Origin of the sequence: Flavobacterium sp., assembly GCF_028689845.1 — a bacterium.
In the GTDB taxonomy this organism is placed as follows: Bacteria; Bacteroidota; Bacteroidia; order Flavobacteriales; family Flavobacteriaceae; genus Flavobacterium.
Genome location: NZ_JAQVCH010000007.1, coordinates 23396 through 39179, shown reverse-complemented (window position 1 = coordinate 39179; position 15784 = coordinate 23396). Strand labels below are relative to the sequence as shown.

General features: G+C 33.4%; 18 protein-coding genes. 7 read left to right on the top strand and 11 right to left on the bottom strand.

The window, feature by feature from the left end; all coding sequences use genetic code 11:
• Positions 1-56: 56 nt before the first annotated feature.
• Positions 57-431, bottom strand: coding sequence for a helix-turn-helix transcriptional regulator (locus PHR76_RS04430; RefSeq protein WP_300058970.1), 375 nt, complete (start codon positions 429-431; stop codon positions 57-59).
• Positions 432-554: 123 nt separating this feature from the next.
• On the opposite strand from PHR76_RS04430, the gene PHR76_RS04425 reads away from it, so the two are divergent.
• Genes PHR76_RS04425 through PHR76_RS04415 form a run of 3 tightly spaced genes read left to right on the top strand, consistent with a single transcriptional unit; the run spans position 555 to position 2656 of the window.
• Complete coding sequence (locus PHR76_RS04425) at positions 555-1010, top strand: hypothetical protein (RefSeq protein WP_300058968.1); 456 nt, start codon at positions 555-557, stop codon at positions 1008-1010.
• A gap of 49 nt (positions 1011-1059) precedes the next feature.
• Positions 1060-2220, top strand: coding sequence for a hypothetical protein (locus tag PHR76_RS04420; protein WP_300058966.1), 1161 nt, complete (start codon positions 1060-1062; stop codon positions 2218-2220).
• On the top strand, positions 2183-2656 hold the full coding sequence (locus PHR76_RS04415) for a hypothetical protein (RefSeq protein WP_300058964.1): 474 nt from the start codon (positions 2183-2185) through the stop codon (positions 2654-2656). Before PHR76_RS04420 ends, PHR76_RS04415 begins: the two co-directional genes overlap by 38 nt.
• A gap of 29 nt (positions 2657-2685) precedes the next feature.
• On the opposite strand, the gene PHR76_RS04410 is transcribed toward PHR76_RS04415, so the two are convergent.
• Both PHR76_RS04410 and greA read right to left on the bottom strand, forming a co-directional pair.
• On the bottom strand, positions 2686-3075 hold the full coding sequence (locus PHR76_RS04410) for an HIT family protein (RefSeq protein ID WP_300058962.1): 390 nt from the start codon (positions 3073-3075) through the stop codon (positions 2686-2688).
• Between the two features lie 12 nt (positions 3076-3087).
• Positions 3088-3564 (bottom strand): transcription elongation factor GreA, encoded by a 477-nt coding sequence (gene greA / locus PHR76_RS04405; RefSeq protein ID WP_300058960.1) that lies wholly within the window; start codon positions 3562-3564, stop codon positions 3088-3090.
• Between the two features lie 232 nt (positions 3565-3796).
• Between greA and PHR76_RS04400 the strand changes: the two genes are divergently transcribed.
• On the top strand, positions 3797-4216 hold the full coding sequence (locus PHR76_RS04400; protein ID WP_300058958.1) for a hypothetical protein: 420 nt from the start codon (positions 3797-3799) through the stop codon (positions 4214-4216).
• Positions 4217-4255: 39 nt separating this feature from the next.
• On the opposite strand, the gene PHR76_RS04395 is transcribed toward PHR76_RS04400, so the two are convergent.
• From PHR76_RS04395 to PHR76_RS04370, 6 genes are all read right to left on the bottom strand, one after another.
• Positions 4256-6418, bottom strand: a complete 2163-nt coding sequence (locus tag PHR76_RS04395; protein ID WP_300058956.1) for a TonB-dependent receptor — start codon at positions 6416-6418, stop codon at positions 4256-4258.
• Positions 6419-6703: 285 nt separating this feature from the next.
• The gene (gene arfB, locus PHR76_RS04390) at positions 6704-7105 is read right to left on the bottom strand and encodes an alternative ribosome rescue aminoacyl-tRNA hydrolase ArfB (RefSeq protein WP_300058954.1); all 402 of its coding nucleotides are present in this window, start codon (positions 7103-7105) and stop codon (positions 6704-6706) included.
• Positions 7105-9219, bottom strand: coding sequence for a DUF4301 family protein (locus tag PHR76_RS04385; RefSeq protein ID WP_300058952.1), 2115 nt, complete (start codon positions 9217-9219; stop codon positions 7105-7107). The genes arfB and PHR76_RS04385 overlap by 1 nt, the downstream gene beginning before the upstream one ends.
• Positions 9180-9803 carry a nicotinamide riboside transporter PnuC gene (gene pnuC / locus PHR76_RS04380; RefSeq protein WP_300058950.1) on the bottom strand — a complete coding sequence of 208 codons (624 nt, stop codon included), beginning with the start codon at positions 9801-9803 and terminating at the stop codon, positions 9180-9182. The genes PHR76_RS04385 and pnuC overlap by 40 nt, the downstream gene beginning before the upstream one ends.
• Positions 9796-10530, bottom strand: coding sequence for a geranylgeranylglyceryl/heptaprenylglyceryl phosphate synthase (locus PHR76_RS04375; RefSeq protein ID WP_300058948.1), 735 nt, complete (start codon positions 10528-10530; stop codon positions 9796-9798). Before PHR76_RS04375 ends, pnuC begins: the two co-directional genes overlap by 8 nt.
• Positions 10512-11150 carry a 4'-phosphopantetheinyl transferase superfamily protein gene (locus PHR76_RS04370; protein ID WP_300058946.1) on the bottom strand — a complete coding sequence of 213 codons (639 nt, stop codon included), beginning with the start codon at positions 11148-11150 and terminating at the stop codon, positions 10512-10514. Before PHR76_RS04370 ends, PHR76_RS04375 begins: the two co-directional genes overlap by 19 nt.
• A 138-nt stretch (positions 11151-11288) precedes the next feature.
• Here PHR76_RS04370 and ahcY point away from each other — a divergent pair, with 138 nt between their 5' ends.
• Positions 11289-12605: an adenosylhomocysteinase gene (gene ahcY, locus PHR76_RS04365; protein ID WP_300058944.1), complete on the top strand. Its 1317-nt coding sequence runs from the start codon at positions 11289-11291 to the stop codon at positions 12603-12605.
• A gap of 76 nt (positions 12606-12681) precedes the next feature.
• Positions 12682-13032, top strand: coding sequence for a hypothetical protein (locus tag PHR76_RS04360; protein ID WP_300058942.1), 351 nt, complete (start codon positions 12682-12684; stop codon positions 13030-13032).
• 305 nt (positions 13033-13337) lie between these two features.
• On the opposite strand, the gene rpmA is transcribed toward PHR76_RS04360, so the two are convergent.
• The gene (rpmA, locus tag PHR76_RS04355; RefSeq protein ID WP_290860439.1) at positions 13338-13598 is read right to left on the bottom strand and encodes a 50S ribosomal protein L27; all 261 of its coding nucleotides are present in this window, start codon (positions 13596-13598) and stop codon (positions 13338-13340) included.
• A 28-nt stretch (positions 13599-13626) separates the two neighbouring features.
• Entirely contained in the window at positions 13627-14250 is a 624-nt protein-coding gene (gene rplU, locus PHR76_RS04350) for a 50S ribosomal protein L21 (protein ID WP_300058938.1), read from the bottom strand.
• 200 nt (positions 14251-14450) lie between these two features.
• Between rplU and PHR76_RS04345 the strand changes: the two genes are divergently transcribed.
• Positions 14451-15776: a pitrilysin family protein gene (locus PHR76_RS04345; protein WP_300058936.1), complete on the top strand. Its 1326-nt coding sequence runs from the start codon at positions 14451-14453 to the stop codon at positions 15774-15776.
• Positions 15777-15784: the final 8 nt, after the last annotated feature.

Here is a 15784-nt window from a genome sequence, read left to right as displayed (position 1 = left end):
TAAAATCAAAAAAAGAAATTTAATCGTTGTTGGTTTTAGGAAGCTTTAGAAAAATTTTATTTACCGTTTCTTAAATTCTTGTTTTCCTCTCTTAAAGCTAAAATGAGGTTTTCTTTATCTTTATTATCTTCAACTAATTTTCTTATCTCAGAAATTATTACCTCTGGAAATAGATTGATGGTACCATGATTGTTTATACTGCCATCTAATTTTTTAATATTATTTATTTGGGTGGTATTTTCTATAAAAAACTCAAAATCTTTTTCAAAATAATGACAAACTTTATCCATTAACAAAAAATCAATGCTTTTTGTCTGCCCATTTTCAATATTTGAGAGTTTAGATTGAGAAATCATCAAAATATCTGCCAACTCAGGCTGAGACAGCTTCTTCTCTTCACGTAACTTTTTAATTTTAAAGCCGATAGACATTGAATAAAATGTATTATATTCAGAATAAGATTACTAATATTCATTATTGAATAGGAAACAAATTTAGTTTTTAAAAAATTTGTAAGCAAGTAAATATATTATTAATTTTAAAAACATTTAATTATGAAAAAAATCATGTTAATTTCGGCAATGTCATTTTTTCTTTTCAATTGTGAAAGTAATGACGAAACGACAGAAGTACAGCAAGCTGGCTTAAATGAGAGGGTAGCTATCGGAAAAATAACCACGTATCACGACGATGGTAATACTTGGGGGTGTTGGGGCCCTCCCACTGATTGTTTACCAGAAGTAATTGTTACTCCTAACAAAGTTTCATTTACTAATACAATCCTTCCTTTGATGGATGCAGTAATGAAAGAAAACTCTAACCTTGTGAAAGAAATATTTACAGTTCGTACTAGTGACTTATTGGACTATTTTGAGCAAGATATAATCAACGCAACATCAAATGGAAATCTTGTATTAAAAATCAAAACTAAAGTGGGAACAAAAGACCATTATTTTATTTTTGAAGACAATAATAAAAATATCAAAAGAGTTTATCCTATTTTTGAGTAATATATTTAAATGGCTCATTTGCCAATAGGTAAGTGAGCCTTATAAAAAAATGAATAAAAAACTATTTATTTTACTCTTGATTTTGCTAGTCTTTACTTCTTGCAAGAAACAGGACAGTAAAGAAATATCGCAAACCATAACTTTTGACATTCCGTTTGAATTTGGTGGAATTTCTAGAGGTATTTATTACGACTTCACAAAACAAAGGCAATTATTTTACATTTCGGAGCCATATACACAGAAAAAATTATTTTTTTATGATTTAGAAGGTGCCAAAGTTGATTCGATTCCTCTAAAAGAAGTTAGCAATATTATTCAAAAGATTGAAGCAATCTTTGTTCGTAACTTGGATTCTATTGTTGTTTTTGGTTCTGAAAAAATAGTGCTTATTAACAAGCGAGGACAAATAAAAGTAAACAACGATTTAAGTAAGTTCGCTGCAAATGAAAAGGGTGATCTTTTTATGTTTAGATTTTCCTCTCTTTCAAATTTTTCTTATTCTTCAAAAAAAATTCACGTCAATTGCTCTTGGTATAATAATGCTTTTAATGATTATTTTGAAAAATATAAAGTCGGCACTTTAGAATGTGGAAAATATTATTACGAACAATTTTTAAAAAACCCTGATTTGATAGCTGTAGATAACTATTTGACAGACTCAATTTCAATAACTTTTTCAAAAGAGAATAATTATAAAAAATTTCATCAAAAACCGTATGCTTTTTCAGAAGCCTTTTATTGCCGAGAAATTGAGGATGAACTACTTCTTTTTAGTCACTACTCTAATTTAATCTTGCGGTTAGATAAAAAAACGATGGATCTTGTTGATAAAATAAAAGTGATTTCTGACTATTCTACTGTTGGTGTTCAACCTGTTGAACTCTCAAAAGATAATCATGCTGCATTTGGCAAAGTAAGCAGTCAAAAGCTACAATCCGAGGCAAGTATTTTTGATTTATTATACAACGAAAAAAAAGAACTATTCTATGTCATCCTTGCTCACGATTTCAGCAAAAAAGAAGGTCAAGACATAAAATATAGACCTTTTTCTATCTTAATGTATGATAAAAATTTGAAAAAAGTAAAAGAAACTAAATTCGATTATGGTACCCATTCGCCGTATTATTGCATTGCGACACAAAAAGGTTTGTTGGTTTTAAATAGGTATGAAGATGAAAAAGACAAGAAAATATTTGATGTTTACAACTAGAATTGCTTTTTATTGCTGCTTTTTATTGCTGCTTTCTTGCGAGGGTAAAATACTTTCTGAAAAAGAAAAAAGCACCAAGGAATTAAGCGATTATTTGTCTGAAAACCACAAATTGACTTTAAGCGAAAAGTATTCAAAAGTGTTTATTTTAACACATAAAAATTGTCATTCATGCAATCAGTTTTTTGCCAAAACGATCGAATCGAGTTTAACTGATTCAACTTGCCTATTTATTGTTTCCGCAAGTTCAAGTAGAATCGACTTATCAGAGTTTTTAACGGCAAAAAATGTCTATTTTGAAAAAAATGAAAACATCAATGCTCTTTTTGATAATTCAAAAATCTTTTTCTTAAAAAAGGGAATCATCGATACGACAATAAATATCAAAATTGACAATTTAGAATCCTTTCCCAAAGAATTAACAAAAAGGAAATAAAAAAATCCCGATAGCTCGGGATTTTTAATTTATAAATTTAATTTGATTTTGTTTGCTATATCTTCAAAAGCTTCTTTAGACAAACTCACTTTTCGTTGAAAACGTGCGTCTTCCATATCGGTAAGCGGAATTAAATGTACGTGCACATGTGGCACTTCCAAGCCGATGACGCTCATTCCAATTCGTTTACAATCCACTGATTTTTCAAGAGCTTTGGCTACTTTTCTAGAAAATTGCATTAATTGAAGATAATGGGCCTCGTCCATATCAAAAATCTTATTGATTTCTTGCTTTGGAACACATAAAGTATGTCCTTCTGCATTCGGATTTACATCTAAAAAAGCAATGAATTGGTCGTCTTCTGCTATTTTATAACACGGAATTTCTCCTTCGATAATTTTAGTGAATATACTCGCCATTTTTTTACAGAATTAATCTCTCGAGATTTCTAAAATTTCAAATTTTAAGATACCGTTTGGCACCGTGATTTCGGCAATATCACCTACTGATTTTCCTAATAAACCTTTTCCGATAGGTGATGTTACTGATATTTTTCCTGCTTTTAAATCCGCCTCACTTTCAGCAACCAACGTGTATTTCATTTCCATGCCATTCGCTTGGTTTTTTATTTTTACATTCGATAAAACCAAGGCTTTTGTCATGTCTAATTGCGATTCGTCAATTAATCTCGCATTAGAATACACTTCTTCCATTTTAGAAATTCGCAATTCTAATAATCCTTGTGCTTCTTTGGCTGCATCATATTCTGCATTTTCAGACAAATCGCCTTTGTCTCGAGCTTCTGCAATAGCTTGTGACGCTTTTGGACGTTCAATATGTTTTAAATTTTCTAATTCTTCTTTTAGTTTTTTTAAACCCTCTGCGGTGTAATAAGATATTGTACTCATAACTTCATGTGTTTATTGTTTTGATAATTCCTTATTTTCTAATTTTAAAAAAGAAAGACTACCTTATACTTTAATTTTTTTTTCTCGTTTATATAAAATACAAAGAAATCCCCTTTGAGAGGATTTCTTATGACAAAGATAATGATTTATTTAATTAAATCTAAAAATTATTCAACTATCCCAATTATGAATTAGAATTCCCTTAAATTTGTAATTCTATTATACAATATAAATGAAAAAAATTGCTTTTGTTTTTTTATTAAGTTTATTTCTAGCCGGTTGTGATAGCGGCGGAAGCAATAATAACAATCCGTATATTCCAAATTATTCCTTTACGGTAGATATCAACATGGATTTACCGATGTATAGCAGTTTACAATTTCCGAGTAATGCCGTTTATATCCCACAAGGAATTGCGGGAGCAAAGGGGGTTATTGTTTTTAATAGCGGCAGTGGTTATTATGCCTATGATGCCGCTTGCCCAAATCAACCAATTTCAAATTGTTCCACAATGGCCGTAAGCGGAATTTATGCTGTTTGCCCTTGTGATGAAGAGCAATATAGCTTATTTACCGGATTAGGTTCGTTGCAATATCCGATGAAAAGATACCGTGTAGAAGTTAATCTTCCGATTATTCGAGTATATAATTAAAAACAAACCCTGACATTTCATCAGGGTTTGTTTTTTTTTTTAGAATAATAAGGTTAATCCAGTTAAGAAGTTAATTCCGGCTTGCGGATAATAATACACATAACCGCCACCATAATCGGCTCCGTTGGAAACATAATCAACATCAAATATATTATTTACCAAAAGATTGATTACAATCGATTTGAAAATTGAATTGGTTTTAATTTCATAAGAAGCGTTAAAGTCATTTACAAAATAGTCTTTCAGTTTTCCAGTCGTATCGTCTATATTATTCAAGTATTGTTCGCTCACATATTTTGATAACCAACTTACTCTGAATGATTCAATTGGAGCAAAAGATAAACTATTTGCTGCTATAAAATTAGGTGAATAGGCAATGTTAGTATCTCCTAACACCACTAAACTTCCACTAGCATCAGAAACAAAATCAACATTTTTATTACTGCTCAGCGTAACGTTTGGAGAAATTAACCATTTTTCTGCAAATTGAATTTTAGCATCAACTTCTATTCCCAATCGATAGCTATCACCACTGTTTTTACGTATTGAAGCTCCTACATCATCCAATTCTCCTGTCAAAACTAGCTGATCTTTGTATTTCATGTAATACAAGTTAGAATTGACTTGCACTTTTTGAGATTTGAATCTCCATCCTAATTCGTAGTCATTTAGTTTTTCTGGCTTTACGTCATTTCCTCCTTCGTAATCTGTTCTATTCGGTTCTCGATTTGCTCTAGCATAAGAAAAATACAAAGCATTTTTTTGATTAAATGTATAAGTAAGACCCGCCTTTGGATTAAAGAAATTAAAATTGTCATCCACCAAACCTGTTTCCCAACTATTTGCATTGTATTGTACATTTCGATATTGAACATCACCGTAAATACTAAGTTTTTCTAACAATTGATAATTGGCTTTTACAAAAACATTAGCATCATTTTTGGTTGAGAAATCGTCATAATAATGATCTCCTAATTCTGACGTAGAAGCATAACGTGCCCAGATTACTTTGCCGAAATGAGCCCCTTCATATCTACTCCATGCTCCACCTAAAATTAAATCTAGCTTATCCGCTTTATAATTAGCCGAAAAAGTAGTTCCATAAAAATCGTTATCTAACCACTTTTGACGAACTAAATCTGTGGTAGTAATTGTATCAACTGCCGATAAACCATAGTCAGCCATATCCGCATCTTCTTTGTAATTTTCATAGTATCCTTTTCCTTTGGTATAATGAAAAGCGAGATTGGTATTCCATTTTTCGGATACTTTTTCATTCCAATGCAATTGGTAATGGTCTTGTTGGTAATTATCAGTTTCGTTATCATAATAACGCTTATTTCCAAACTCATCGGTAAACTCTCCTGCGGAATTATATGTTCTATCCTCTACTAACGTCGTGGCATCAATTCCATTCCAAGCTTGATACGTTGTTTGTTTTCCGCCAAAAGTTATGGCTTTAATTAAAGTTGATTTTCCAACATATGTTCCTTGCAAAAAATACGATTTCAAATCAGAAGAAGCTCGATCAACATAGCCATCTGAATTTATTGCAGACAATCTTCCAGCCAATTCAAACTGCTCGTTCATTAAGCCTGTACTAAATTTTACGGTATGCTTTCGCGAATTAAAACTTCCGAACGAATTTGAAATTTCGCCATTTGCTTCTTGCGAATAGGAATCAGTTAATACATTTAAGCTGGCTCCAAAAGCACCTGCTCCATTGGTTGACGTTCCAACACCACGTTGCAATTGCAAACTTTCGGTTGAACTAGCAAAATCAGGCATGTTTACCCAAAAAGTGCCCTGACTTTCAGAGTCGTTATACGGAATTCCGTTGATAGTAACATTGACACGAGTAGCATCTGAACCACGAACGCGAATTCCAGTATAGCCAATTCCAGCACCAGCATCGGTTGTGGTTACCACAGAAGGCAGAAAATTCATCATCATCGGAATGTCCTGCCCGAGATTTCGCGATTCAAATTCTTCTTTACGTAAGTTAGAAAACGTAATGGGTGATTGGGCTGTAACTCGGATGGAAGAAATCAATACTTCATCGAGAGCGATTTCTTTGATTTTAGTGGTGTCTGCTACTTTTTCCTGAGCAAATCCAGATAAGGAAATAAGCAACAAACTTGTCAAGCAAGTCCTGCCTTTGATGTTGGTGGCATTTGAGCCAATTGTGAATAAAGTTTTCATTCGTAAAAAGATTACGAATAAAAGGGGTAATTATTCTTGGTTAAAAATTAAAATTGATACTCTTGACATCCAAATAAACGTGCACATTTACTTTTTTGTCTTTTCCCTAAACAGCATTACCTGTTCTAGGTTCGTTGGGTATGATCTCAGCTCGTTTTTTAGAGCACCCCTTTGAGACGGGGCAAAGATAGAAATAAATTTCAATTTCAATAAAAAAGCAAGCTCAATAACAAAAAGCAAATTCAACTCAAAAGTAAAGAACTACAACCTACTTACTAATACCTTTTAAACATCTGGTCGTTTTCTATTTTGTTTCCGTTCGGAAGTTGTTCGTTTTGATTTTAATCTTTTTTCGATTACGGAACGTGGAATTTTTGTGGCTTTTCGTTTTTTGGGTACAATTAATCCGTTTTCAATCAATTTTAAAAAACGTTTGGTAATTATTTCTTTATTTTTGAGTTGACTCCGGTCTTCGCCACAAGTTAAAATCAAAAGCCCTTCAGAGGTCAATTTCGTTTTTAATTTATCGGAAAGCAGTAATTTTTCTTCATCCGTTAAAGATTGAGAAGCTACCAAATTGAAAGTCAGTACCACTTTAGACGAAACTTTATTTACATTTTGTCCACCAGCTCCGCTACTTCGCACGGCTTTGAATTGTAGTTCTGATATGATTCTTTCAGCTTCCATTATTTGGGTTGATGAGCCGTTTTTAATAAATCATTCACCGTTTTTACAGGATTAAACGTAATTAATGGCACTTCTACAAAGACAGACAACCACTTTGCCATTGCCCCGTTCCATAGTCCAGGTAGTTCATAGGCTTTTAGTTCTTTTCCACCTTTATTTTTATGCACAATAAATCCGCTTGACGGGTCGATGAAATTAGTCAAATCAAAATTAGTTCCTTTAAAATTTTTAATTCCGCATACCAAATCTACTGGATTGAAATGGGTTGCACTCTCTAAAATTTTCATTTGATTAGTGTCTTTATCATCAATTTGCGATGCTTCCACAATCTGTAAAAAAACCAGCCCTTTTTTATCGCGTACCCAAAATGGGCCGCCGCCAGGTTCTCCTTCATTTTTAACCATCCCGCAAACACGAATAGGTCGGTTTAAGTAATTAATGAGATAATCAATTTTACTTTCTTTGGTATATTTCGACAAATCTTCTACGACTTCAAAATGGAGTTTGGTTTCAATAAACAACACGATTTCTTGTAACAACTCTTTATTTACTTCTTTCGATTCTAGCAAACGTAAGTAATTGAAAATCTGTTGTTGTTTATCTAATAGGATACCCGCTAATGCTTTTTTATATAGACTAATTTCGTTTAAGTGATTTTGAATGACGTTATCAATGTTTTTAATAAAAATAACGTCAGCAGTTAACCTATTTAAATTTTCAATTAAGGCTCCATGTCCTCCGGGTCTAAACAATAACAGTTCATTTTCGTCTCGAAAAAGTTCGTTATCTAAATGTAAGGCAACACTATCGGTTGCTTCATTTTGATAGGAATAATTGACCGTGATATCCATTTCGTGTTCCGCTTCAATGGCAGGCTTTACTTTGTCAATAATCGCTTCAAAATCATACTGATGCTCTTTAGAAACCGTAAAATGAATTCTAGCTTTTTTATTAGAACTGGCATAGGAAACCGCCTCTCTTAAATGTTCTTCAATGGGCGAAGCACAATGTGTATCATAATGGTGAAATGGCAAAACTCCTTTTGGTTTATTAGCAAAATCAAACTCGTTTTTTGCCAACATTATTTTAATAAAAGCAAACATTTTACTGTCATATCCCCACGAATCATATTCGGTAAAAATTTCTTTTACTCGATTTAAAACTGTTTCATAAAAGGGAAGTTTTTCAATGCCAATTAAAAACAAAGATAAATTCCTGGCTTTTTTTCTATTGATATAAGCATTGATAGATTCTTCGCCTAATTTAAAATCATGTAAAAAATCACTTAAAAACTTAAACATTCGGGTAGCGGCACCCGAAGCGGGAACAAATTTTTTTAGTTGTAATTGCCCTTTTTTATCATCAAAAAAATTGGCATAATAAATCGCTTCTTCTTCAGATAAGGCTGTGATACCATCACCTCTTTTGGCTACTCGATCTAAATTGATTTTAGGAATTCCTTGTTTGAGATAATTAATTTGACCTTGAATTTTATCTAACGACATGTTTCGTTGTTGGAATTGAATAAAATCAAAAGAATTAAATCCATTTGCTTTGCATTCAATCAAACTATCTATCCAACTAATTGCTTTTTGAAGACGCTTTTCTTTAGAACCCGATACGGTTAGATACGGTTTGTTATATTGAATTAAGGCTTGTTCAAATCTATCAAAAATTGCTTTTCGATTGGTCGGTGCATCTCGCAAATCATCTTTCTCCCACGGCACATCGACATCGGTTAGAATAAACAAATCGTATTTGTGTTTTTTGGCTGCTTTTTCTAAAACAGGATTGGTTTGCTCATAGTAAATATCCGAAAAGACTTTGGTTACCATCAAACACGTGTCGGAAAACAAAATTTTATTTGCTTTTTCCAGTGCTTCATTTTCTATTTTTGTTTGTCCGATAGCAATGGGCATCAAATCGTGTTCTTCACAAATTTGCTGAGATTTGTTCCATTTATCTTGCAGATATTCTCTTGCAAATTCAGGAATCCAGACTGTTTTATAATGTTCCGCAAGTTGTTTTGCCAAGGTTGTCTTTCCGGTGCTTTCTGGTCCGTAAAGCGTAATTTTCAGGATACTTGAGGATTGTTGTTTAAGATTTTCTTCCATTCGATATAACCATAAAAGGCAATAATAGTAAAAATTAAGTATTGAACGCTAGTAAAAGTATACCCTTTACTAAAATATAAAGGTACTGAAATAATATCGCCTACTATCCAAAATAGCCAATGTTCAATTTTACGTTTGGCCATGAGCCACATTCCAACAAAAAATAATCCGGTTGTAAACGTATCTACATAGGCCGTCCAATGGACAAATTTATCAAAAAACCGATACAATAACACTACTCCAATTGAAGTAAGTATAAAAATTATAACCACCCATTTTTTTTCAACTACGGTTATTTTAGCAATTGGAAATTCCGTTTGATTATCTTTTTTTCGGGTCCAATAATACCAGCCATATATGCTCATGATAGAGTAGTAAAAATTAATCGACATATCGCCTACTAATCCCCACTGCCAAAGTAAATAAATATAAATGGTAGTGCTTACAATTCCCGTGGGAAACACCCAAATAGAATCGTTTTTGGCAAACCAAACGCTTGCAAGACCAAATAGTACCGCAATAATTTCCAACACAATGTGTGTTAAAGAATAGGTGTCATATTGCGAAAAAAGAAAGTCAATCATGTTCAAAAAAATGAGGGTCATGTTCAAATGCAGTTCCAATTACGACTAAATCGGCACCTGCTTCGAATGCTTCTTGAATGCCCTTTTGCGTTCGAATTCCGCCACCAACCAAAAGAGGGGTAGAAATTGCGTCCGCTACTTTTTTAATTGTTTCTAACGGAACAGCCTGTATGGCTCCGCTACCTGCTTCCAAATAAATTAATTTATTTCCTAAATATTGTCCCGCAAGAGCTGTTTGACAAATATAATCACTGTTATTTCGGTCTAATGGTTTGGTCTGACTAACCCGCTCAACGGCCGTTTCACACCCACTTTCTATTAAAATATAAGCGGTTGGAATGATTTCTAAAGTAGTGTCTTTCAATAAAGGCACAGCATTGACTTGGTGTTCAATGAGGTAATCGGGATTTCTTCCAGAAAGTAAACTTAAAAACAAAATGCCATCGGCATGCACAGAAATTTGCGAAGGATGTCCAGGAAAAAGTAGAATTGGCAACGAAAGTTTTGCTTTTAAAAATTGAACAATCGCATCAATGTGATTGGTTTCTACAATACTACCACCTACCAAAATATGGGTTGCTGGTGAGTTACTAATTTGAGGTATAAGTTTCTGTAGTCCATCAACATCAATCTCATCGGGGTCAATTAAAATGGCAATTAATTTTTGATTTCTAGTTTTGGCTAGACCTATTTCGTGGTAGATGTTTTTTATTCTTGGGTTTCCCATAGCCAAACTAAGGTATATGATTCTATTTCGGTAAAGTAAACTATAAATTCTTGTTTAACCCCATTAAAATCTAATAAAGCCGTTGTTTTTTTATCTTCTATTTCAAATGGCCGAACAAAAACATGGTCTTTAAAACTAATTCCTACTTCATTTCGTACTTTGAATACGGCTTCTTTCACACCCCAAATTACGGTAAGTTTACGCATAAAATCAGTTGAATCATGTTCTGCTTGAAACACAAATTCTTCTGCGGCGAATTTTCGAGCGATTTTTATCACTAATTCACGTCGCAATTCTAAATCGATTCCTATATTTTTATCCGACAAGACCAATACTGAAAAATCATGCGAATGTGAAATTGAAATTCGCGTACCATCTTTCAAATGAGGCTTTCCAAATGCATCATAAAACAAATCAAAATCGGTATAACCCGCTTGTTGCAAAAGCATTCGTACCGCTAAAAATCCATTTTGATGACTTTCAGATTTCATTCCTTCTAAACGAGCCAGAGAAGTATCTTTTAGAGAAACCGCCTGGAATAAATCCGAAAAAGTTTCGGTAATCTTCCAAACTAGAGTTGTCGTTTTCGAATCAATTTCTATTTTTTTATAAAAAGGCATCTTTTATAGTTCGATATCAAATTGTTTATCAAAACTTTAGCATCCTAAACAAATCACAAAAAAACCGAAAAGGCTTTCTAAATCCTCTTGAATTGCGTAATTTTGCCAAAAATTTTAGCTAATATAACTATTTTATACATGAGTACACAAACAATACCATTTGTTGCGTTCAAAGTGAAAGACATTTCTTTGGCCGCCTGGGGAAGAAAAGAAATTGAATTGGCCGAAGCCGAAATGCCAGGATTAATGGCACTTCGCAAAGAACATGGCGATAGCAAACCTTTAAAAGGAGCTCGAATTGCTGGATGTTTACACATGACCATTCAAACAGCGGTTTTAATTGAAACCTTAATTGCTTTGGGTGCAGAAGTAACGTGGAGTTCTTGTAATATTTTTTCAACACAAGATCAAGCTGCGGCTGCAATTGCTGCGGCTGGAATTCAAGTATATGCTTGGAAAGGATTGAATGAAGAAGACTTTGATTGGTGCATTGAACAAACCTTGTTTTTTGGAGAAGACAGAAAACCATTAAACATGATTTTAGATGATGGTGGTGATTTGACCAACATGGTTTTTGACCGTTATCCGGAATTAATTGCAGGAATTAAAGGTTTATCAGAAGAAACAACTACTGGGGTTCACCGTTTATACGAACGTATGAAAAACGGAACTTTATTCATGCCCGCTATTAACGTAAATGATTCGGTTACGAAATCAAAATTTGACAACAAATACGGATGTAAAGAATCTGCTGTTGATGCGGTTCGTCGTGCAACAGATATTATGTTAGCAGGTAAAAGAGTCGTGGTTTGTGGATATGGCGATGTAGGAAAAGGAACGGCGGCTTCCTTTAGAGGAGCTGGTTCTATTGTAACTGTTACTGAAATTGACCCGATTTGTGCTTTACAAGCAGCCATGGACGGTTTTGAAGTTAAACGATTAGACACGGTTGTTGGCAATGCAGATATCGTGATTACAACTACGGGGAATAAAGATATTGTGGTTGGAAAGCATTTTGAAGCAATGAAAGATAAAACCATCGTTTGTAATATCGGTCATTTTGATAATGAAATTGACATGGCTTGGTTGAACAAGAATCATGGTGCTAGCAAAGATGAAATCAAACCACAAGTTGACAAATATACCATTGATGGAAAAGACATACTCATTTTAGCTGAAGGTCGCTTGGTGAACTTAGGTTGTGCCACAGGCCACCCAAGTTTTGTAATGAGTAATTCATTTACAAACCAAACCTTAGCTCAAATTGAATTATGGACGAACAGTTCGGCATACAAGAATGAAGTATATATGTTACCGAAGCATTTAGATGAAAAAGTAGCGGCTTTACACTTAGCTAAATTAGGTGTTGAATTGGAAACGTTAAATGATGAGCAAGCAGCTTATATTGGCGTTGATGTTCAAGGCCCATACAAACCGGAATACTACAGATACTAGTTCATCAATTGAATAGAAATACTGAAGCCCTTGCTGAAAAGTGAGGGTTTTTTTATATTTACAAAAAATCACGACCATGAAAAAACAAAACAGTAGTGTGATCTTACTTTTATTTTTTCTAGCTTCTTGCAGCATTCAAGGATTAACCAACGATTACGGAAAATTAAGCAAGAAAGAAAAACAAACAATTGTGCCCTTAGAAAGTTTTAACAATTTAAACGTTGACAAAATTTACAAAATAAACGGTCGACAATTACGTGTAGAATTGGCTAAACATGAAAAATCGTTGGTTTATATTTTTAAAAACGGATGTACTTCTGATTCTTGCAATCCGATGTATGTTTATGAAAATTATGCCAAAACTAATGGTTATAAATTATTTCTTGTCATGGATGGATACGCTAATTTAAATGAAACTACTGAATAAAGAATTAATTTTTCAAGCCCTTTATTCTCAATAGACAATGAATTTTATGAAAGTAACAACAGGAATAAATACTCTCGTTACTTTGAAAATGATTTACAAGGAGTTGCTACCCTTAGCAAACAAAAAGAATACTTAGGGGACTTATATTTTTTTAACAAAGATGAATTGGAAAAAATTAAGCAAAATTTATAAAATAGATTAAAATTCAAATTTGTTATAAGACTATATTATAATCATAAATATGCATAAAAAAACCCACTTCTTTTCGAAATGGGTTTTTATATTTTTTTGAAAATCCTTGTGAATTATGCTTCAAAAGGAATTACAGATACAAAAGATTTGTTATCTCCTTTTTTCTGAAACTTCACAACACCATCCACTCTTGCGTGTAACGTATGATCTTTACTGATATAAACGTTATCCCCTGGATTGTGTTTTGAACCTCTTTGTCTTACAATGATATTTCCTGCGATAGCAGCTTGACCACCATAAATCTTAACGCCTAAACGTTTCGATTCTGATTCTCTACCATTCTTGGAACTACCGACACCTTTCTTGTGAGCCATGATGTTTAAATTTTATAGTTAATAGCCCTTAAACTGCTCTACCGCCGTTTAATTCGTCTTGTAATTTTTTTAATTCATCCATTTTACCATCCGCAGCTAATTGTGCTTGTTGAGCCCAAGTAGTTGGATCTAAATGTGATACTTTAGCGTCAGATGCTTCTAATATAGTTTTCACATCGTCTGCACTCGTTTTTGCTAATTTAGCAAAAGTAGTTATTCCAGCAGCAGCTAAAACATCTGCAGCAACAGGTCCAACTCCTTCAATTAATTTTAAATCGTCACCTTTAGCAGCCGCTTTCGCTTTTGGAGCTTCAGATTTTGCAGCAGCTTTCTTAGAACCTGTTGCAGCAATACTTTCAATTACAATTTGTGTAAAAGATTGTCTGTGACCATTTTTCTTTTTGTATCCTTTTCTTCTTTTCTTTTTGAAAACGATAACTTTATCACCTTTTAAGTGTTGTAACACTTTGGCTTCTACTGAAGCACCTTCTATAGCGGGGGCGCCTATAGTAATTGTTCCATTATCATCTAACAACATTACTTTGTCAAAAGAAACTTTGTTTCCTTCTTCTGCTGCTAAACGGTGAACAAATACTTTTTGGTCTTTGCTAACTTTAAATTGTTGCCCTGCTATCTCTACGATTGCGTACATAACAATACTGTTTTTAGTTAAATTTTAAGGTTGCAAATATACAACTTATTCTTAATCACACAACTCAAAACAAAAAATAAATGTTTTAGCATATGATTTATATCCACACCTATAATATTATGCAAATATTTTAGCAAAACTGTAACAAAATTGCGAAATTGCGACTTATTAATGATGCAAATATTAATTATCCTTTATTTATGAAAAAATCAATATTAACTTTTAGCACACTACTTATGCTTGGAGGAACGATTTCTGCCCAAAAAGTTGCTTTTGAAGAGTACACGTTAGACAATGGACTACACGTGATTTTACATCAAGATAATTCTGCACCTGTTGTCATTACTTCGGTAATGTATCATGTAGGAGCGAAAGATGAAAATCCGGAACGGACTGGTTTTGCTCACTTTTTTGAACATTTATTATTCGAAGGCACCAAAAACATTGACCGCGGCGAATGGTTTAAAATCGTAACCGGAAATGGCGGAACCAACAATGCAAACACCTCAGACGACCGAACGTATTATTATGAAATTTTTCCTTCTAATAATTTAGAATTGGGATTATGGATGGAATCAGAACGTTTGATGCACCCCGTAATTAACCAAATTGGAGTTGATACGCAAAATGAAGTGGTGAAAGAAGAAAAAAGATTACGCATGGACAATCAGCCGTACGGCAACCTGATTACCGAAGTAAAACTCAACATGTTTACAAATCATCCTTATCGTTGGGCACCAATTGGTTCTATGGAACATTTAGATGCTGCTACTTTAAAAGAATTTCAAGATTTTAATAAAAAATTCTACATCCCAAATAATGCCGTTTTAGTGGTTGCAGGTCAATTTGAATCGGCTAAAGCCAAAGAATGGATTCAAAAATACTTTGGACCAATTGCAAAAGGAACGCCAGTGGTTAGGGTAAAAGCAGAAGAAGCTCCCATTACGCAAACCATCAAGGCGAAATATGAAGACCCGAATATTCAAATTCCAATGATAGTGGCTTCTTATCGGACACCTTCTATGAAAACAAGAGATGCGCGAGTTTTAGATATGATTTCAACCATTCTTTCTGAAGGAAAATCATCAAGACTTTATAAAAAATTAGTCGACGATAAAAAAATGGCTCTTCAAATTGGAGCGTTTAACTTTAGCCAAGAAGATTACGGCATGTATATTATGTATGGACTTCCGATGGGCGGGATTGAACCAGAAAGTTTAATTACAGAAATTGACGAAGAAATCGTACGCTTACAAACTGAATTAATCTCAGAAAAAGAATATCAGAAATTACAAAATATTTACGAAAGTCAGTATGTAGACACCAATGCTTCGGTAGAAGGAATTGCTGGTAATTTAGCAACTTATTATTTATTGTATGGCGATGTGAATTTAATCAATACCGAAATTGATATTTACCGTTCTATCACCAGAGAAGATATTAGAGAGGCTGCCAAAAAATACCTCAACCCAAACCAACGTTTATTATTGGACTACGCTCCAAAATCGGATAAAGCTCAAAATTAAGATATAAA